Origin of the sequence: Pseudomonas sp. HB05 (assembly GCF_016756915.1) — a bacterium.
GTDB lineage: Bacteria > Pseudomonadota > Gammaproteobacteria > Pseudomonadales > Pseudomonadaceae > Aquipseudomonas > Aquipseudomonas alvandae.
In genome coordinates this window covers 88029-107428 of sequence record NZ_JAESPG010000011.1, presented here as the reverse complement: position 1 = coordinate 107428, position 19400 = coordinate 88029, and the positions used below count along the sequence as shown (strand labels likewise).

Genomic DNA, 19400 nt, shown 5'->3' with positions numbered 1-19400 from the left:
TCCCTCGCCATGGACCGGCGCTCAGCGACGCCCGAGCAACAACCCCACCACCAGCCCGAAGCCTGCGGAAATCGCGACGGTCTGCCACGGATGGCCGCCTATGTAGACTTCCGTCGCATCCACCATCGGTCGCGTGCGCTCCCGAGCGCTGGCGACTGCGTCCAGGGCCTGTTGCAGCTTCTGGGCGATCTGGCCGCGCAGGTCCTCGGCATCTTCACCCACCAGGGCGGCACTGCTCTTGAGTAACTTCTCCGACTCCTCGATCAACGCTTTCAGTTCGCTGAAGGCTTGATCCTTGATTTGCTCTCCGTTCGGTTGCGCGACGCTTCTACGAGCCATTGAGGTACTCCTTGAGGATGATGGCAGTGAACAGTGGAGTGTTGCGCTTGCTTGAAAGTTGCAGCATTGGGCGTGCGTCATGCTGGCGCAGTTAAAATCGTGGTTAAGACGTTTCCGCTCAAGGTGTAAGATGGCGCCTATTTACGCAACAGGTAATCCCCCATGAGTTTCAATCTGGCTGACAAGTCCCTGGCCGAGCGTGCGGCGCTGGAGGACGAAAAATCCCGGCTCTTCGAGTTGTGGCAAAACAACCTGGGCAAGGCCAAGGGCGACGCTGCCCGGTTGTTTGGCGAGCGTTCCAAGCGCAAGGGCAAATGGGCCGAATGGGTGCGTGCGGAATTGGACGGCATGTCGCCTCCGGAGTACGCCAACATGGTGCGCAGCGAGGTCAACCGGCTGATGGCCGCCAATAAATAAACATTCAAGCGAAGGTGGCGACGATCGCTTCGCGCACTTTGCTGGCGGCCGGGTCCATCGGCGTGTGGGTTCGCCATCCCAGTTCGATGGGGTAGCGGGGCAAGGCGAGCGGGCAGGGCAGCAATGCCAGGCCGCTGAGGGCCGCAATGGCCTTGGCGGCATGGCCCGGGATCGTCGCCACGGCCTGGCTGCCCTTGAGCAGGAACGGCAGCGCCGCGAAGTGCGTGGTCGAGGCACAGACACGCCGACGCAGGCCGAGCCCGGCCAGCCCCTCGTCGGTGATGCCGATGAAACCTCCAGACGACACCAACAGGTGCTCACGCGCTACGAAGGCGTCCAGGCTCAGGCCCTGCTCACCTTCCTCGAGGCTGGCCGGATCCACCAGGCAGGCGTAGTCGCCTTCTCCCAAGACCTGGCGACTGAGCAGCCGTTCGGTAAACCCCCCCGCCGTGATTGCCAGGTCGAGGCTGCGCTCCATCAAGGCGCGCCCGACGATCTGGCTGTGGGTCTGGCGAAAAATCAAGCGCAGGCCCGGCGCTCGCCGCGCCACTTCCTCGATCAGGCGCCGCCCATGGGCGATCTCGAAATCATCGGATAACCCGACAATGACCGAGCGGCCCTCATAGTGGCTGGCGCCCGGATCGACCATCGCCAGGCTTTGCCGGCATTTGTCCAGCGCATCGCTGATCACCGGCTTCAACTGATTGGCCCGCAGCGTCGGGGCCAGGCCGCGGCCCGTGCGCACGAACAGTTGATCGTCGTACAGCCCTCGAAGCCTGCGCAGCGCGGCGCTGATAGCCGACTGAGTCACGCCCAGGCGCAGGGCCGCGCGGCTGGCGCTGGATTCGTCGTGCAACGCTTCGAAGGTTTTCAGCAGGTTCAGGTCTACGTCGGCGATATTCATTTGGTTCATATCTTTTAGCAGCATGCTGGGCTTTATTCATGATCCGTCGACACTGGAGAATCGGCAACACCTGAAATCACGGAGTTCAAGACCATGCCTAAATCCATCGTCGCTGCCTTGCAGATCGGCTCGTTGCCGGGGGGCAAAGCCGAAACATTGGCACAGATTCTTTCCTACGAAGAGGCCATTCGTGAAGCTGGCGCTCGTTTGGTGGTGATGCCCGAGGCGCTGTTGGGCGGCTATCCCAAGGGCGAGGGTTTCGGAACCCAGTTGGGTTATCGGTTGCCGGAAGGGCGCGAGGCGTTTGCGCGCTACTTCGCCAACGCCATCGACGTGCCGGGCGTCGAGACGGAGGCGTTGGCCGGCTTGTCCGCGCGCACCGGGGCCAGCCTGGTACTGGGTGTCATTGAGCGTGCTGGCAATACCTTGTACTGCACCGCGCTGTATTTCGAACCGGACGCAGGCCTGGTGGCCAAGCACCGCAAGTTGATGCCCACCGGCACTGAGCGACTGATCTGGGGCAAGGGCGACGGCTCGACGTTGCCGGTGATCGACAGCCAGGTCGGGCGCGTAGGTGCGGCGGTGTGCTGGGAGAACATGATGCCGCTGCTGCGCACGGCCATGTACGCCAAAGGCGTGGACGTCTGGTGTGCGCCGACGGTGGATGAACGGGAGATGTGGCAGGTGAGCATGCGTCATATCGCCCACGAAGGACGGTGTTTCGTGGTCAGTGCCTGCCAGGTCCAGGCGTCACCGCAGGCGCTGGGCATCGACGTGGCGAACTGGCCTGCGGAGCGGCCCTTGATCGCGGGCGGCAGCGTGATTGTCGGGCCGATGGGGGATGTGTTGGCCGGACCGTTGAAGGGCTCTGCCGGGTTGTTGACCGCTGAAATCGATACCGACGAGCTGGTGCGGGCGCGCTATGACTACGACGTGGTGGGTCACTATGCCCGGCCGGATGTGTTCGAACTGGTGGTGGATGAGCGCGCCAAGCCGGGCGTGCGTTTTACCGGGTGATCACCAGGCGGCCGTGGATCCGGGCAAGTCGAGGGTTCCGCGGTCGACGAAGCGCATCGTGCCGAACAGTCCGCCAGCGAGTTTGCCCTTGAGTACATAAGGCAGGTTGTCGAGGCTTTGGGTCTGGCTCAGGCCCAGTGTCTGGCGCAACATCGAGAAAGCCGAAATGCTCACCGGTACGCTCAGGATGCCTTCGGAAAAACGCGGGATCGAGCCGGTCTGGTCACTGACCCCGGTCGCCAGGGTATGACCGTTGACCTCCAGGTCCAGCGCTACGCCGTTGTAGTCGATGGTGGTCTCGTTGGGGTTCTGCAGGCGCAGCTTCACCGCAAAACGCAGCTCCAGGCCCTGGCTGGGCAATGGTTCGATGCCGACCACGTTGATATTCAGTGGGTCCCGATGCTGGAACAGGGCGCAGGCGTTCAGGCCGAGTACCGCAAGGATGAGAGACAAACCGAGGATTTTGCGCATGGAGATTTTCTCATCGGGACTGTGGGGCACAACAATAACACTGGGTGGAAGCATCATCCGTGGCGGGAGTACCGTCCTCCTGACAGTTTCTGACACCAGCCTCTGCTAATCTGCTGCGAATTTCCTTCGGATCTTTTTCTATCGTGTCGCGAACCACTCGGCTGCTCACGTTGCTGCAAGTCCTGCGGGGCAAGCGATGCCCGGTCACCGCCGCGACATTGGCGACCGAGTTGAAGGTGTCCGAGCGCACGCTGTATCGCGATATCGCCGAACTCACGGCGATGGGCGCGCCGATCCAGGGCGAGGCGGGCATCGGCTATGTGTTGCGCAGCGGGCTGTTCCTGCCACCCTTGATGTTCACCGCCGATGAAATCGAAGCCATCGTGCTGGGCTTGCGCTACGTCGACCAGCGCGGCGATGAGGTGCTGGGCAAGGCCGCCGCCGACGCCTTGGCGAAGGTCGATGCCGTGCTGGCGCCCGGTTTGCGGGACGCCTTGCATAACCCGACGGTACTGCCGGGCCCCCCGGGTTATGGCTACCCCCAGAACATCGTCGACCTGAACGTCTACCGCCAAGCCATTCGCACTCAGGCCAAGCTGCATATCGATTACGCCGACGTGAACAAGAACCCGAGCCAACGCTTGATCTGGCCCCTGGCCCTGGGATTTTTCAACGAGGCCCGGGTGGTGGTGGCCTGGTGTGAGTTGCGCGGTGCCTATCGGACCTTTCGCACCGACCGGATTGCTGCCGCGACGGCCCAGGGTGAGCGTTATCCGGGCCGGCGCAGTGACTTGTTGCGAGCCTGGTTTGCACTGATGAACCTGGATGAAGCGGGGCGTTTCACTCCTGACAAAAACTGACATGACACTGTTTTAGCATGGCTGCGGATCGATACAACAAGGAGCCCTGACATGTCCAACCCCGTCTCTTCCCTTGCTCCGGCCATTGCCGGTTATATCGCCGCGGCCAACGCCCGCGACAGCTCGGCGGCGACGCGTTTCTTTGCCGAGAATGCCAACGTTTTCGATGAGGGCCATCACCGGGTCGGTACCCAGGCCATCGCCCAATGGATGGAGGACACCGCGCGACGTTACCAGCCGCGGGTCGAAGTCCTCGACGTTCAGCAGCGCACCGGGAGGGTGCTGGTCCACAACCTGATCTCGGGAACCTTCCCCGGCAGTCCGCTGGAGTTACGCTACACGTTCCGGCTCGATGAGCAAGGCAAGATCAGCCGGTTGGATATTTCTGTATGAGAAGTAGGAGCGAAGCTGTGGCGAGGGAGCTTGCTCCCGCTGGGCTGCGCAGCAGTCCCAAAAAATCTTGCGGTCGCTGCGCAACCGAGCGGGAGCAAGCTCCCTCGCCACAAGGTTTGGGGTGAACCATAGGCAGTGAAACGCTCACCGGGTTGCGCTGCATGGCATACTCCGCACCTTCGCCTTCCGGACCTGGGTCGCATGATTTCCAAATCCCCCTTGAGCGCTTGGCAACATGCCATCGAACATCACGGTTTCGTCCAGGATGAAGCCCAGGAGCTGGCCATCATGGCCTTGGAGCAGTGTCACAAGGCATTGCACGAAGGCCGCAAGTCGATCAAGGGTGTGTATCTCTGGGGCCCGGTAGGGCGCGGCAAGACCTGGCTCATGGATCGCTTCTACGAAAGCCTCGAGGTTCCAGCCCGTCGCCAACACTTTCACCATTTCATGGCCTGGGTCCACCAGCGCTCATTCCAGCTCACCGGCACGCCTGACCCGTTGCAGGCCTTGGCCCGCGAGTTGAGTCGCGAGGTGCGAGTGCTGTGTTTCGACGAACTGTTCGTCACCGACATCGGCGACGCCATCATCCTGGGTCGTCTCTTCCAGGTGATGTTCGAGTTGGGCATGGTCGTGGTCAGCACGTCCAACCTGCCGCCCGACGAGCTCTACGCCAATGGCCACAATCGTGAGCGGTTCCTGCCGACCATTGCCGCGATCAAGCAGTACATGCAGGTCGTTCCCGTGAATGGCTGGCAGGACCATCGCCAGCATCCGGGTGTCTTGCAACAGCGCTATTGGCTGCGCGATCCCGGCCTGGTCGATCCATTGGCGGATGTGTTTGCCCGGTTGAGCGCGGGGCAGGCGTCGAGCTGCGCGCCGGTCGAGGTGGGCCATCGCCTGGTCGTGCCGGTGCAGGCCAGCGACACGGTGCTTTGGAGTCGTTACCCGGACCTGTGCGAGCAACCGTTTTCGGCGGTGGATTTCATGGCGCTGTGCGACCGTTTCAAGGCGATCCTGCTCAGCGACGTACCCAACCTGAGCGCCGAGCAGCGCGAAGGGCGCATTGCCCGAGGCACCGAAGACGGGATCGAGCGGGTCGTGGCCGGTGATCGCGAACTGCCGCAGCTGTCGGTTCACGACGACGGCGTGCGGCGGTTCATCGCCCTGGTCGACGAATGTTATGACCGCAAGGTGCCGTTGTACCTGTCGGCCGAGGTGCCGATGGACCAGTTGTACACCGAGGGCTATCTGCAATTCCCGTTTCGCCGTACCCTCAGTCGCCTCCAGGAAATGCAATTGCAACGTTTCGGTCAGTTCGCCTGACCTGAACCCTGCCGGCGACCACGCCGCCGGCCTTATCGAAACGAGATGGAACAATCATGGAAGAAGCCAAGGACATCCTTGTACTCCAAGCCAGCTACACCAATCCGGTCCACGCGGAAGCGATCTGTCATGTGCTCAACGGCTATGCCGAGGACCCGATGGGGGGAGGTCATTCGCTGCCGGCCGAGGTGCTTGCGCACTTGCCTGAAGAACTGGCCAAGCGCGCCCATGCCTTTAGCGTACTGGCGTTCGTCAATGGCGAACCGGCGGGGTTGATCAACTGCTTCGAGGGTTTTTCCACCTTTGCCTGCCGGCCTTTGGTGAATGTCCATGACGTTGCCGTGATGCCGGCGTTTCGCGGGCTGGGCCTGAGTCAGAAGATGCTGCGCAAAGTCGAAGACATCGCTCGCCAGCGCGGATGCTGCAAGATCACCCTGGAGGTGCTGGAAGGCAATGCCGTGGCCCAGGCCAGTTACGCCAAGTTCGGATTTGCCCCCGGCATGTTCGAGCCGGCCCACGGCCTCATGCAGTTCTGGATCAAACCCCTGTAACAGCGGGCTTCAACCAGCTCCGATTATTTCTGTACGACCTGTCCCGCTGGCCCCGTGGGTTTCATGAGGCTGAAGTCGATCAAGGCCTTGTGCTGGTTCTGGTACGGATTGCCGATCAACAGTGGCCTGGCCTTGAACGCATCGCTGACCAGGCTTTTGCTGCGGTCCAGTTCGTCGAAGCTCAAGCCGGCCATGTCCGCCCAGGTATGGATCAGGTGCGAGCTGCTGTAGGGGCGTCCCAAGTCGCCGGCGAGGTTCCAGTCATGGGCTTCGCGCCATTTCGGCGAGGCCCAGGCCATGAATGGAATGGTATACATCGGCGCCGTTGGCTTGCCCTCGTTGCGCCCCAGGGTCTTATGCCCCGGCGAATCAAATACGTCTTCGCCGTGATCCGACAGGTACAGCAGGAAACCGTTGGGGTCGGTCTTGGCATAGTCCTTGATGAGGCTGGACACCACGAAGTCGTTGTACAGCACCGCGTTATCGTAGCTGTTGTAGGTCGGGACCTGGTCGTCACGCACGCCTGCCGGTACGCCTTGGCGATCGGTGAACTTGTCGAAGGTCGGCGGATAACGGTACTGATAGCTCATGTGCGTGCCGAGCAGGTGCACCACGATCAGCTTGCGCGGCGCGGTATCGGCCAATGCCTTGTTGAACGGTTCGATCACGTCGCCATCGTACTGGGCGGCATTCTGGTTGCGGTTGTTGTTCAAGTACACCTGCTCGTCGGCCTGCTGGGAGAAGGTCGTCAGCATGGTGTTGCGCTTGGTCATGGTCTGCTGGTTGGTGATCCAGAAGGTCTTGTAGCCGGCCTGTTTCATCATGCTCACCAGCGACGGCGTGCTCAGGTAGAGGTCCGGGTTTTCTTCGTCGGCGAAGGTCAACACCTGCTGCAGCGCTTCGATGGTGTACGGGCGCGGGGTGATGACATTGTCGAACACCGCGAGCTGGTCCTTGAGCTTGTCCAGTTCCGGCGTGGTTTCCCTCGGGTAGCCGTAGAGGCTCATGCGCTGGCGGTTGGTGGATTCACCGATGACCAGCACCAGCGTTGCGGGCTGGTTGGCCATGGTGTCCTTGAGGTTGCTCAGGGGCGCGATGGTGCTGGCGCTGTGAAGCATGCCTTGCATGTTCTCCAGCTGTTCAGTGTAGCGACGGTACGCCACGAGCATCTGCCACGGCACTGCCGGCTCGATGCGATCCTCGAATTTCTCCAGGCCGCGGGCGAGAGTGCCGGTGCGCAGGGTCTGCTTGATCAATGGATAACCCACCACGGCGACCATGATCACGGCGGCGGCGACCATGGCCTGGCCTCGCGGCAGATAAACCGGGCGCAAACGGGTCCAGAGGAAATAGCCCACCAATGTGTGGGCGAGGAATGCCGGCACCATCCACCAGGCAAAATACTGGGTCATGTATTCGCCCGCTTCGGCCACGTTCGATTCGAACATGATGAAGATGACGCTTTGGGAAAATTCCTGCTGATAAATGAAGAAATAGCCCAGGCTGGCCATGGAGCACGCCCACAGCACTACGCCGATCAGTGCGGCGAGCAGGCGAGTGCGGGTAGGGAAGAGCAGCATCGGCGCCAGCCACAGGGCACTCATCACGAAGGCCTGGCGAAAGCCGGTGAAGCCGGAGGTGTCGCTCAGCAGGATGAGTAATTGGGTGATGCCGGAAAAATACCAGAAGAATAGAAACAGCCAGCCGAGCCCGGCCCAGTCGAAACCTTTCGCAGTCGTTTTGCTGCGTTTGAACACACTCATCAAGCGCTCCAGCCCTCATCGACGAAGCTTCTGGCACCGGATTGGTGCTCATGCATTCGACGAAACAATTAAGTGCGCGGGAGTATTAAGGGGAGGATGTGAAAACTTTGTGAGTTTTTTGGTTACGAATTGCTTGTGGCGAGGAGCTTTTTGAAGTGACACCGGCTTGCCCGGTGTCACTTCAACTGCCTTGCCTCCGTGACAGGTGGGTTCAGCGAGCCAAAGCCTGGCCCTGGTAGGGAAGCTGTGCGTGTTGCAACTGCAAGCGCAACTGCGTCACTTCATCAAGCAGCAGATCACGCTCTTCTTTCAGCAGGCGTAATTCGTCGCGACGAATGGTCACGTAAAGGGTTTGGGGAGGACGTGCGGTAACGACTGGGCCCATTGCTCACCTCGCAAATGGCGTACATCAACTAGAGAGATGTCGCCAGTTTTTTGGTCGACACCTCTTTATCGGCGCCGATTCTGAATACTTTTGCTCGTGAATGGAACTTTTTTATTTTTCATGGTCGCCGTGTCTTCGGCCGGTTTTTGAACGTTATCCTTTGTGATCGGGCGATTTACCCGGAAACTATGCCGCAATGCTCTGGACTAACCTCCACAAGTCGTTTGAGCTAAACCTTTGACACACCTTTATTTGTAGTAGGGAGCATCAGCACATGCAACTCGGGATCATTGGACTGGGCCGCATGGGCGGCAATATTGCGCGGCGCCTGATGCTCAATGGGCACACCACCGTCGTGTATGACCGCAATGCCGCTTTCGTCGAAAACCTGAGCCAGGAAGGCGCAACGGGTGTCGCGGACCTGCCAGCGTTGGTCGCCGGCCTGGAGACGCCACGGGCCGTCTGGGTCATGTTGCCAGCCGGCGCGCCTACGGAAGACACCATCAACGCGTTGAGCGCGCTGCTCGAGCCGGGCGACGTGATCATTGACGGCGGGAACACGTATTACAAGGACGACATCCGTCGGGCCCAGGCCCTGTCGGAAAAAGGCCTGAGCTACATCGACGTCGGTACGTCCGGGGGCGTCTGGGGGCTTGAGCGCGGCTACTGCATGATGATCGGCGGGGATGCCGATGTTGTCCGGCGCCTGGATCCGTTGTTTGCCAGCCTGGCGCCGGGCATGGGCGATATCCCACGCACCCGCGACCGCAAGTCCGACGACGATCGCGCCGAGCGCGGCTACATTCACGCGGGTCCGGCCGGCGCCGGGCATTTTGTGAAGATGATCCATAACGGCATCGAGTACGGAATGATGCAGGCCTTCGCCGAAGGCTTCGATATCCTCAAGACCAAGTCCAGCGAAAGCCTGCCGCCCGAGCAGCGTTTCGACCTGAACGTCGCCGATATCGCTGAAGTCTGGCGACGCGGCAGCGTGGTTTCGTCCTGGCTGCTGGACCTGACCGCGGATGCGCTGGCCAGCGATCCGAAACTGGATGGTTTCTCCGGCGAAGTCGCTGACAGCGGGGAAGGGCGCTGGACCATCGAAGCGGCCATCGAACAAGCGGTGCCGGTGCCAGTGCTGTCCAGTTCGCTGTTCGCGCGGTTCCGCTCTCGTCAGCAGGCCACGTATGGCGACAAGATGTTGTCGGCCATGCGCTTCGGCTTCGGCGGCCACGTGGAGGCGCCGAAAAAATGACGTCGATCGGCAGGAAATCCAAGGCAGAACCCGCGCCGCCGACCACGTTGTTCCTGTTCGGTGCCCATGGAGACCTGGTCAAGCGCTTGCTCATGCCGGCCCTTTACCACCTCAGTCGCGACGGACTGCTGGGAGATGGCCTGCAGATCATCGGTGTCGACCACAACGCTATCAGCGATGTGGATTTTGCGAAAAAACTCGAGGATTTCATCCGTAACGAGGCGCAGGTCAAGGGCGGCGATCCTGATCGGGCGCTCGATCCCGCGCTGTGGGCCAAATTGGCCCAGGGCATCGGTTACGTTCAGGGTGATTTTCTCGACGACAGTACCTATGAAACGCTGGCGGCAAAAATCGCCGCCAGCGGCACCGGCAACGCGGTCTTCTACCTGGCGACCGCGCCACGCTTTTTCAGTGAAGTGGTTCGCCGCCTTGGCGCGGCCGGGCTGCTTCAGGAGCAGGATGACGCCTTCCGCCGCGTGGTGATCGAGAAGCCGTTCGGCTCCGACCTGCAAACCGCCGAGGCGCTCAACGCCTGCCTGCTCAAGGTGATGAGCGAGAAACAGATCTATCGGATCGACCATTACCTGGGCAAGGAGACGGTGCAGAACATTCTGGTCAGCCGTTTCTCCAACAGCCTGTTCGAGGCGTTCTGGAACAATCACTACATCGACCACGTGCAGATTACCGCCGCCGAAACCGTTGGCGTGGAAACCCGCGGCAGCTTTTATGAGCACACCGGGGCCCTGCGGGACATGGTGCCCAACCACTTGTTCCAGCTTCTGGCGATGGTGGCGATGGAACCACCGGCGGCGTTTGGCGCTGACGCGGTGCGTGGCGAGAAGGCCAAGGTGGTCGGGGCGATCCGCCCCTGGTCGGTGGAGCAGGCCCGCGCCAATTCGGTTCGTGGCCAGTACACGGCGGGGGAAGTCGGCGGCAATGCGGTCAAAGGCTACCGCGAGGAAACTAACGTCGCGGCCGACAGCAGCACCGAAACCTACGTCGCCCTCAAGGTCATGATCGATAACTGGCGTTGGGTCGGCGTGCCGTTTTACCTGCGCACCGGCAAGCGCATGAGCGTGCGCGACACGGAAATCGTCATCTGCTTCAAGCCGGCGCCTTACGCGCAGTTTCGCGACACCGAAGTCGACGAATTGCAACCTACGTACCTGAGAATCCAGATCCAGCCCAACGAAGGCATGTGGTTCGACCTGCTGGCCAAGCGGCCCGGGCCGGCCCTCGACATGGCCAACATTGAATTGGGCTTTGCCTATAAGGATTTCTTCGAAATGCAGCCGTCAACGGGTTACGAAACCCTGATCTACGATTGCCTGACGGGCGACCAGACATTGTTCCAGCGTGCCGACAACATCGAAAACGGCTGGCGCGCGGTGCAGCCGTTCCTCGATGCCTGGCGGGAAGACGCAACGGTCCAGCCGTACCAGGCCGGTGAGGATGGCCCGGCGGCCGCCGACGAATTGCTGACTCGCGATGGTCGCGTCTGGCATGGCCTCGGATGAGTGACCAGGTGAAACGCCCCATCCGCTTTTTGCTCAGTGACATGGACGGTACGTTGCTGCTGCCCGATCACAGTCTCAACCAGCGCACCATCCAAGCCGTTCGTTCGTTGCGCGAGGCTGGCGTGCTGTTCAGCCTTGCCACCGGGCGTCCCCCACGAGCCATGTTGCAGCAGATCGAAGCCCTGGGTGTCGACCTGCCCACGGCGGCGTTCAACGGCGGCACGCTGGTGCACCCGGACGGGACCTTCCTGGCTGTTCACTACTTACCGCCCGAGGCGGCACTGACCACGTTGGCGCTGTACGCCGATCAGCCCGGCATCGAAGTGTGGGTGTTTGCCGACGGCGACTGGCTGGTGCGCGACGCCAACGGTCCGATGGTGCCGGTTGAAACCCGCGGCCTGGGGTATCCGCCGGTGGAAGTGGAGAGTTTCGAGCCTTACCTTGAGCGCATCGACAAGATCGTTGCGACCAGCGCCAACACGGATCTGCTGGTGGAACTTGAGGCGCGCCTGCATCCGCTGCTCAAGGGCCAGGCCCAGGTGTCGCGTTCGCAACCGATCTACCTGGATGTAACGGCGATGAAGGCGAACAAGGGCGAGGCACTGTCGACCCTGGCGGAGTTCCTGGGCGTGCCGCTGGAGCAGACCGCCGCCATGGGGGACGGTGGCAACGATCCGGCGATGTTCCATCGCGCGGGACTGTCGATTGCAATGGGACAGGCGGAAGAGGCGATCAAGCGCCAGGCGGATGTCGTTACCGCAGCCAACACCGAGGACGGTGCGGCATTGGCGATCGAGCGGTACATCTTGCCGCGGTAGGCCGCCATATATTGTTGTGGCGAGGGGATTTATCCCCGCTGGGCTGCGTAGCAGCCCCTAACAGTGAACTCAATCTTTTTGACATACCGAGTTGGCTGGTTTGGGGGCCGCTACGCGGCCCAGCGGGGATAAATCCCCTCGCCACCGAGAGTCACGCCTCTTCAGGAATGGCGTTAAAGCCAGTAAGTCACCGCATACCAGCCCAGGCCACCCATCACCACGGTATAAGGCATCGCCATCCAGACCATGCGGCCATAGGACAGGCGAACCAGCGGGGCAATGGCCGACGTCAGCAGGAACAGGAAAGCCGCCTGGCCGTTGGGCGTGGCGACGCTGGGCAGGTTGGTGCCGGTGTTGATGGCGACCGCCAGGGTCTCGAAGTGTTCCTGGGTCATGTTGCCGGCGACAAAGGCTTGCTTCACTTCGGTGATATAGATCGTCGCGACGAAGACGTTATCGCTGATGGCCGACAACAGGCCGTTGGCGATGAACAGCATGCCAGGTTGCTGGTCGGCCGGCAGGGCCAATACCCATTGGATCAATGGCGAGAACAGGTGTTGGTCGTGAATGACCGCGACCACCGCGAAGAACACCACCAGCAACGCTGTAAAGGGCATGGCGTCCTTGAACGCGCTACCGAGCCGGTGCTCGTCGGTGATACCGGTGAATGCGGTGATCAGCACGATCACTGTCAGGCCGATCAGCCCGACTTCGGCCAGGTGCAGGGCCAGGGCCACGATCAAGATCAGCGCGGCGATACCCTGGACGATGAGGGCAGCACGCTGGCGTGCGGTGCGCTCACGGTTGTCTTCCTCGGCATAATCGGCTAATACCGCCCGGACATTATCTGGCAGCAGCGTGCCGTAGCCGAACCAGCGCAGTTTCTCCAGCGCCACGCAGGTCACCAGCCCGGCGACGAGCACGGGTAGCGACACTGGCGCGACCTTGATGAAGAAGTCGACGAAGTGCCAGCCCATTTCATGGCCGATCAGCAGGTTCTGCGGCTCGCCCACCAAGGTGCATACGCCGCCCAACGCGGTGCCCACGGCGCCATGCATCAGCAGGCTGCGCAGGAAGGCCCGGAACTGTTCCAGGTCCTGATGGTGCAATGATGGCAGGTCATGGTCTTCATCGACGCTGCTGTCCTGGCGCGGGTCATTGCCCGAGGCCACGCGGTGGTACACCGCATAGAAACCCACCGCGGCGCTGATAATCACCGCCGTCACGGTCAGCGCATCGAGGAATGCCGACAGGAACGCCGAGAGGAAGCAGAACATCAAGGCCAATACCGCCTTGGACCGCACACCCAACAGCAGGCGCGAGAACAGGAACAGCAGCAGGTCCTTCATGAAGTAGATACCGGCCACCATGAACATCAACAACAGGATGACCGGGAAGTTGTGGACCAGTTCGTCGTATAGCGCTTTTGGCGTGGTCATGCCCAGCGCCACGGCTTGCAGGACCAACAGTCCGCCAGGCATCAGCGGGTAGCATTTCAAGGCCATGGCCAGCGTGAAAATGAACTCCAGGACCAGCATCCAACCGGCGACGACCGGGCCCAGCGTAAAGAACGCCAGCGCATTGAGAATCAGGAAAACGATGACGCACGCTTTGTACCAGCGTGGAGAATGCCCCAGGAAGTTGTGCGCAAAAGCTTGAGCCATTTGACCGGACATTGGCTGCTCCTTTTAATTAGAAGCGCGCAACTTGCCGTAAGCCATGAGGAATATCAAGCGTAGGACTTGTTACCGCTAGCCGAAAGGATCGGAAATCAGGCGCTGTACCGCGTCAACACGGCCCTGGAGGTGCCTTGTAACGAATGTCCACCCACCAGTATTTTTCCGTCGGCCTGCACGGCCACGGCCGTCGCGGTATCGAGGCTGTAGCCCAGTCGAGTGCGCAGCCAACCCTGGCCCTGGCCGAACGCCGGATCAAGATTACCGTCCGGCAGGTGTCGAGCCAGAATGAAATCGGCCTCGATGCCGCCGATGGTTGCGCCGGCCGTCACGATTTTTCCATCTGCCTGCATCTGCGCGGCCGTCCACTGGCTGGCATGGTTGCCGATTGCCAGGAGGCGGCATTGGCCGCCGTGGTTGTCCGGCGTCGGCTGGCCGTCCTTGGGAATGCACGCTGACAGACAATGCATGGGGTCGCGACTGCCGCCAAAAGCATGCAGATCGCCGACGGCGTTTTGCACGACCTGGCTGACCATCACGCTGCGCCCCTGGGCCGTGAAGGACAGGAAACCGCCGTCGCCGAAGCGCTCGTCGAGTTGGCCGCTGGCGTCGTAGCGAGCCATCAGGCCGCGCTGGGGCCAATCGATGGCTCCGCCTACGACGATGTGGCCGTCGGCCTGCAGGGCCAGGCAGCTCAGCCAGCTGTTTTTCAGCAGTCGCCGAACCATCACGAAACCACGATGGTTGAACGAGTCATCCAGTGAGCCGTCCGGCAATAATCGAATCAACACGCCAACGTGATCGGACGTCTGGAAGTGATGGTTGGCCAGGATGAATATCCTGCCATCGGCTTGCACGCGCATGTCACAGGCTTCGACCCCAGGTACGCCAGGCGGTAGCCAAGGATCGCGCATGCCCTGGGACAGGTTGCCGCAAAGTCGCACGACTTGTCGCCCGGCATCGCCAAAACCATGGACGGCGTGACCGTGGGGATCGAACAGCGCCAGGGCAGGGAGGGTATTGTCGGCGCTTTCGTAATGCAGGCCGGATAGCAGGATATTGCCGTCGGGCAGCTCGGTGACCTTGCCTGCGGTGGCTTCGCAACCCGGTGCAAACGCGTCGACCACGTAGCCGTTGATGCCAAAGTCCCTGTCGATCATGCCGTTCGGGGTAAGCCGGGCAAGACCGAAGCGACTGCCCTGGGCGGTCATGACCCGCGCCGCCAATAGAATGCGGCCGGCATGGTCAACGGCCAATCCGGTGGTGAGCGTCGAGGTATTCCCTGGAAAACGAACCCAGGCTTTACCGCCGTCGGCAAAGCCTGTGTCGAGGTGCCCGGCCTGAGCCCGGCGTATCGGGAGTGCAAATGCGGATTGAACGGGCATGCGTGGCTCTCCTTGCGCATCGACCGGCCTGGATAATGAGGCGGCGTTGCCTGAGAGCAATATTCAATCCTTGAAACAGACAGTGCACAACTGTCAGGTTCTACAGGCACGAAGACTATTCGTGCCTAAACAATGGCTTTGCAATCCAATGCCAAGCCGGCAAATAAACAACCGGCTTGTCAGGGCATTATTCAGGCATGGACCAGGATTGCAGTTTGTAGCCTTCCTGGCTCAATTCGGCACGGGCCTGTTTCAACAGGTCGGCCAGTTGAGCAGGATCGGTATAAGCGCTGCTGGGAATCTGAGTCCGGCCAATATGCGTATTGGTGCGGTCGATGACGGTCAGGCTAAGTTCGCCGTTACCGTCTTGTGGGGCCCAGGCCACGCATTGGAAAGGACGGAATGCGCGGTCGGCAATCAAAAGAGCTTCGTTGATACGGAGCGGGGCGTTCATGGCGTTATCTCTCAAGGGTGCCCAATCAAATGATGTGCCGTCGGTTGGGCGGACCGTGCGGCGGGTTACTTGTACTGATGTCCCGAACCCGGGAGCAGGTCACACAATTGATGAATAAATTTCGATTTTCTTTCAGACCCGGCTTTTGGCCTTTTGTTTGAAAGGGTGGTGAAAGATTCCAGGTTCCAAGAACTAACGAAACGCTGCCTTATAACCGCTTCACGATCTTCTTGATAACTAATCGATACAAGCAAGTGTCAACTTCTTGCTACTGTTACATGCAGGTTCGCCAAACGCCTGTTTCTAATCATATTTCCTTATTTTTGGCGCCAAGGATCAGTCATGATCGAAGCCAGTGCGTTGCGTCGTTTGCTCGTGGTCGATCCTTGCGATGATTGTCATCGCCTGATGCCGGGGCTGCGTGCCATCGGCTGGAATGTCGACAGTTGTTCCCTGGAGCACGCCAGCGACCGAAGCTGCGACGTTGGCCTCTTGCGGTTGCAGCCTTTTCATCTGGAGCGCCCCGAAGCGGTCAAGGAATTGATCAGCCGCAGCGGCGCGGAATGGATCGCCGTGCTGAACCAGGAAGTGCTGCGCCTGAAAAACGTCGGCGATTTCGTCTGTGAATGGTTTTTTGACTTCCACACGTTGCCCTTCGATGTTTCCCGGGTCCAAGTGACGTTGGGCCGAGCCTTTGGCATGGCGCGGCTGAGGGGGCAGGGCTCGGTTCACATCGACCAGCCGGAACATGAATTGCTGGGTGACAGCAAACCGATCCGCGAGCTGCGCAAACTGTTGAGCAAACTGGCGCCCGCCGAGTCACCGGTGCTGATCCGTGGCGAGAGCGGTACCGGCAAGGAATTGGTGGCGCGCACCCTGCATTGCCAATCGCAACGGCGCAACAAGCCGTTTATCGCGATCAATTGCGGCGCGATACCCGAGCATTTGATCCAGTCCGAGCTGTTCGGCCATGAGAAGGGGGCCTTTACCGGCGCCCACCAACGCAAGATCGGACGGATCGAAGCGGCCCACGGCGGCACGTTGTTCCTCGACGAAATCGGCGACCTGCCGCTGGAGCTGCAGGCCAACCTGCTGCGGTTCCTCCAGGAAAAACACATCGAGCGCGTGGGTGGCAGCCAGCCGATTGCGGTTGATGTGCGAGTGCTCGCGGCAACCCATGTGGACCTGGAAGCGGCGATCGAACACAAGCGTTTTCGCGAAGACCTTTATTACCGCTTGAACGTCTTGCAGGTGGTGATGGCTCCGTTGCGAGAGCGTCACGGGGATTTGTCGATGCTGGCCAGTCATTTCGCGCATTTCTATAGCCATGAAACCGGCCGGCGGCCGCGCAGCTTCAGTGAAGACGCCTTGGTGGCGATGGGGATGCATGACTGGCCCGGTAACGTCCGCGAACTGGCCAACCGCGTTCGTCGCGGCTTGGTGCTGGCGGAGGGGCGGCAGATCGAAGCCCGGGATCTTGGCCTGGCGAGCCACCAGGGCGTCGCCGCACCGATGGGCACCCTGGAAGACTACAAGACCCGCGCCGAGCGCCAGGCCCTGAGCGATGTACTCAACCGCCACAGCGACAACCTGAGTGTCGCCGCCCGGGTGCTGGGCGTGTCGCGGCCGACCTTCTATCGGTTGTTGCACAAGCATCAGATTCGCTGATTCAACGCGGCGCAAAACCTGTGGGAGCGAGCTTGCTCGCGATGGCGGCCTGCCAGTCAACATCAAAGTTAGCTGAGAGGACCTCATCGCGAGCAAGCTCGCTCCCACAAGGGAGGGGCATCAGAAGTAATACGGGAATTTCAGGCTAAACGTGAAATCCGGCGCATCGTCCGTCAGCCCGATGGACAGGTTGGGCACGATGGTCAGGTTGTCGCTGGCAGCCAGCGTCATGCCGATGTTGAAGTAGCCGGCATTGGCATCGCTGGAGACCACCGATTCCCAGTCCCCGCCGTCCTGCTTGAGCTTGCTTTTCTTCTGGACCAGATCGGACACCGAGAACGACATGCTCATCTTTTCGTTCAAGGCAAAGGCGATACCCGCGCCGATCTGGAAGCTGTCGCCGATCCGCACCTTACCCGGTACCTTCTGGTTGACCGTGGAACTGATGTCGTCAAACGACTCCTCGAAGTTGTGGGTGTAGGACAGGCTGCCGAACAGCACCGCCGGATCGTAGGTCTTGACCAGCGAAATCCCCGGCGTGATCGACCAGACGCCGTTGCCAGTAGGCAGGTCCTCCGGCACGAACAAGTTGGTGTTGGCCTGGGATTGGCGCAGCTTGATGCCGAACGGGTCCTTGCCGGTGGGCGCCTTGACGCGCAGGGTCACGACAGCGTCCGGGCTGCTGACCGATTCGTCCATGAACTTGTAGGCGATGCCGAAATTGACGTCGCCGATGGTCGGGTCGCGAGTCACGGTTTCTTCGCTGGTGACCCCGGCCGCGCCTTGGTTGGCGCCGCCGGATTGATAGGTGGACTCGCGATAGACCACCGGCACGTTGAGGTCGAACTGCCAGCGATTGTCAAAGTTGTAGCGACCGGTGAGGTCCAAGGTCCAGGTGTCGGCCTTGATCCGATCCAGGTTGATGTTGCCGAGGAAAATCGAATCCAGGGCCAGGAAACCGTTGAGGATCAGTTGCCGCGTGTCGTAGCGCGAATAGGTCACGCCGGTTTCGAAGCTGAATTTGCCGCCGCCGAAAAAGCCGCTGGCCTCGTCATACAGGTTGGAAACGCTTTGCGCCGGTTGCGAATCGTCGGCCAGGGATTGCCCGTAGCCGCTGCCTCCCGCCGTTGCCCCGCCATTGCCGGCGACACCCTGGTTGCCTTTCAGGTCGGCCGGCGATTTGGCCAGGCGCTTGGGTTGTGGGGCGGCGGGTTGATCTTCTACCTGGCGGACGCGCTGTTCGAGTACCGCCAGGGCTTTTTGCTGGACCTCGTAACGTTGCCTGAGTTCGAGAAGTTCTTGTTTCAGTGCCTCGATGTCGCCATCGGGGGCTGCTTGCAGCAAAGTGGCCGGGAACAACGTGCTTAAACACATCACAGCGCGCAACGATACGGATCGATACATGAAATATGCCGTCCCTAGTTTGCCCAATGATCGGAGATCAGCGTAGATCAATATCCGAGATTTCGAAGGCCACGCAGCTGCGTCAGGTTGCAGTCCAAGGCCCCGGCGCTGGGGCCATTATTGTTCAGCACCACGTTGAGCTGGGTCATGTTGTTGACCAGGTTGCTGTTGCCCAGCAGGCGGGTGTTCTGCAACAAGCCACCCTGGGCCACCTGTTGCAAGGTGCTGCCCTGGTTGTGGCTGGCCTGGATCGCCATTTGCACGCCGCTGCCGGTGGCGGTGACCGCGACGCTGCCGGCGGCGTTGCTGCCGCTGATGGTCTGGCCCTTGGTCAGCAATTGGCCTTGGGATGGCGCCAGGGCAGGTGCCTGGCTGCTTTCCTTCACATTGATGCTGACGTTGTTGTAGGCGCTGTTGCCATCGCCCGCGGCTCGCACGCTCTGGGTCACGCCTTGGCCTGAGCCAAGGCCGGCACCGCCGGTAATCGTGCCGCTGCCCTGTTCCGGGGTGCTGCCGTTACCGGTTTGCTTGATGGTCGAGACGTAGAACTGCGGTTTGACCGTTGTGGACTGGATCTGCATGGAACTGGACGCGCCGATCACGTCGCCACTGGCATTGCGCCAGGTGCTGCTCATGACGATGCCAAAGCTGATGACCCTTCCGGGCATGACGTAGCGACCGCGCAGCTCGGCGAGCTCCTGGTCCTTGACTTCGATGGGTTTGAAACCGGCGTGGGCGAGACCCGACGTCGTTGCGGCCAGGCAGGCCAGCGTGAGCCAGTATGAGCGTTTCATGTGTTG

20 protein-coding genes are annotated in these 19400 nt (G+C 61.0%); 10 read left to right on the top strand and 10 right to left on the bottom strand.

All coding sequences use genetic code 11. The features are described 5' to 3' along the window. Positions 1–21 precede the first annotated feature (21 nt). Entirely contained in the window at positions 22–339 is a 318-nt protein-coding gene (locus tag JMN22_RS12860; protein ID WP_030142726.1) for a DUF883 family protein, read from the bottom strand. Positions 340–501: 162 nt separating this feature from the next. Between JMN22_RS12860 and JMN22_RS12855 the strand changes: the two genes are divergently transcribed. After that, positions 502–756 carry a hypothetical protein gene (locus tag JMN22_RS12855; RefSeq protein WP_030142725.1) on the top strand — a complete coding sequence of 85 codons (255 nt, stop codon included), beginning with the start codon at positions 502–504 and terminating at the stop codon, positions 754–756. A 4-nt stretch (positions 757–760) separates the two neighbouring features. Here the strand turns inward: JMN22_RS12855 and JMN22_RS12850 are convergent, their stop codons facing one another. Then, entirely contained in the window at positions 761–1669 is a 909-nt protein-coding gene (locus JMN22_RS12850; protein ID WP_198797000.1) for a LysR substrate-binding domain-containing protein, read from the bottom strand. Between the two features lie 84 nt (positions 1670–1753). On the opposite strand from JMN22_RS12850, the gene JMN22_RS12845 reads away from it, so the two are divergent. Further along, positions 1754–2677, top strand: a complete 924-nt coding sequence (locus JMN22_RS12845) for a carbon-nitrogen hydrolase family protein (RefSeq protein WP_198796966.1) — start codon at positions 1754–1756, stop codon at positions 2675–2677. On the opposite strand, the gene JMN22_RS12840 is transcribed toward JMN22_RS12845, so the two are convergent. Next, a complete protein-coding gene (locus JMN22_RS12840) occupies positions 2678–3148 on the bottom strand; it encodes an LEA type 2 family protein (protein WP_198796965.1) in 471 nt (156 codons plus the stop codon). Between the two features lie 143 nt (positions 3149–3291). Between JMN22_RS12840 and JMN22_RS12835 the strand changes: the two genes are divergently transcribed. The 4 genes from JMN22_RS12835 (at position 3292) to JMN22_RS12820 (ending at position 6275) form a co-directional block, all read left to right on the top strand. Further along, positions 3292–4008, top strand: a complete 717-nt coding sequence (locus JMN22_RS12835) for a helix-turn-helix transcriptional regulator (protein WP_030142721.1) — start codon at positions 3292–3294, stop codon at positions 4006–4008. Positions 4009–4059: 51 nt separating this feature from the next. Beyond that, positions 4060–4401 (top strand): nuclear transport factor 2 family protein, encoded by a 342-nt coding sequence (locus tag JMN22_RS12830; RefSeq protein WP_030142720.1) that lies wholly within the window; start codon positions 4060–4062, stop codon positions 4399–4401. Between the two features lie 201 nt (positions 4402–4602). After that, positions 4603–5724 (top strand): cell division protein ZapE, encoded by a 1122-nt coding sequence (gene zapE, locus JMN22_RS12825; RefSeq protein WP_198796964.1) that lies wholly within the window; start codon positions 4603–4605, stop codon positions 5722–5724. A gap of 56 nt (positions 5725–5780) precedes the next feature. Continuing rightward, positions 5781–6275 carry a GNAT family N-acetyltransferase gene (locus tag JMN22_RS12820; RefSeq protein WP_030142718.1) on the top strand — a complete coding sequence of 165 codons (495 nt, stop codon included), beginning with the start codon at positions 5781–5783 and terminating at the stop codon, positions 6273–6275. Positions 6276–6298: 23 nt separating this feature from the next. Here JMN22_RS12820 and JMN22_RS12815 read toward each other — a convergent pair whose 3' ends face one another. Together JMN22_RS12815 and JMN22_RS12810 are read right to left on the bottom strand one after the other, a co-directional pair. Further along, a complete protein-coding gene (locus JMN22_RS12815) occupies positions 6299–8038 on the bottom strand; it encodes a phosphoethanolamine transferase CptA (protein WP_030142717.1) in 1740 nt (579 codons plus the stop codon). Between the two features lie 211 nt (positions 8039–8249). Beyond that, positions 8250–8423 (bottom strand): DUF6026 family protein, encoded by a 174-nt coding sequence (locus tag JMN22_RS12810; RefSeq protein ID WP_187293371.1) that lies wholly within the window; start codon positions 8421–8423, stop codon positions 8250–8252. Positions 8424–8673: 250 nt separating this feature from the next. Between JMN22_RS12810 and gnd the strand changes: the two genes are divergently transcribed. From gnd to JMN22_RS12795, 3 genes are read left to right on the top strand one after another with little or no spacing between them, the layout of a single operon-like run. Continuing rightward, positions 8674–9678 (top strand): phosphogluconate dehydrogenase (NAD(+)-dependent, decarboxylating), encoded by a 1005-nt coding sequence (gnd, locus tag JMN22_RS12805; RefSeq protein WP_337248691.1) that lies wholly within the window; start codon positions 8674–8676, stop codon positions 9676–9678. Beyond that, entirely contained in the window at positions 9675–11195 is a 1521-nt protein-coding gene (gene zwf / locus JMN22_RS12800) for a glucose-6-phosphate dehydrogenase (protein ID WP_030142715.1), read from the top strand. Before gnd ends, zwf begins: the two co-directional genes overlap by 4 nt. Then, positions 11192–12013, top strand: coding sequence for an HAD family hydrolase (locus JMN22_RS12795; RefSeq protein ID WP_198796962.1), 822 nt, complete (start codon positions 11192–11194; stop codon positions 12011–12013). The genes zwf and JMN22_RS12795 overlap by 4 nt, the downstream gene beginning before the upstream one ends. 173 nt (positions 12014–12186) lie before the next feature. On the opposite strand, the gene nhaB is transcribed toward JMN22_RS12795, so the two are convergent. The 3 genes from nhaB to JMN22_RS12780 form a co-directional block, all read right to left on the bottom strand. Next, positions 12187–13689, bottom strand: a complete 1503-nt coding sequence (gene nhaB, locus JMN22_RS12790; RefSeq protein WP_030142713.1) for a sodium/proton antiporter NhaB — start codon at positions 13687–13689, stop codon at positions 12187–12189. A gap of 95 nt (positions 13690–13784) precedes the next feature. Beyond that, a complete protein-coding gene (locus JMN22_RS12785) occupies positions 13785–15074 on the bottom strand; it encodes a hypothetical protein (protein ID WP_198796961.1) in 1290 nt (429 codons plus the stop codon). A 187-nt stretch (positions 15075–15261) separates the two neighbouring features. Continuing rightward, complete coding sequence (locus tag JMN22_RS12780; protein ID WP_030142711.1) at positions 15262–15528, bottom strand: hypothetical protein; 267 nt, start codon at positions 15526–15528, stop codon at positions 15262–15264. 342 nt (positions 15529–15870) lie between these two features. Between JMN22_RS12780 and JMN22_RS12775 the strand changes: the two genes are divergently transcribed. Continuing rightward, the gene (locus JMN22_RS12775; RefSeq protein WP_030142710.1) at positions 15871–17196 is read left to right on the top strand and encodes a sigma-54 dependent transcriptional regulator; all 1326 of its coding nucleotides are present in this window, start codon (positions 15871–15873) and stop codon (positions 17194–17196) included. Between the two features lie 120 nt (positions 17197–17316). On the opposite strand, the gene JMN22_RS12770 is transcribed toward JMN22_RS12775, so the two are convergent. Further along, the gene (locus JMN22_RS12770; protein WP_198796960.1) at positions 17317–18600 is read right to left on the bottom strand and encodes a hypothetical protein; all 1284 of its coding nucleotides are present in this window, start codon (positions 18598–18600) and stop codon (positions 17317–17319) included. Between the two features lie 47 nt (positions 18601–18647). Further along, entirely contained in the window at positions 18648–19394 is a 747-nt protein-coding gene (locus JMN22_RS12765; protein ID WP_198796959.1) for a hypothetical protein, read from the bottom strand. Between the last annotated feature and the right edge of the window lie 6 nt (positions 19395–19400).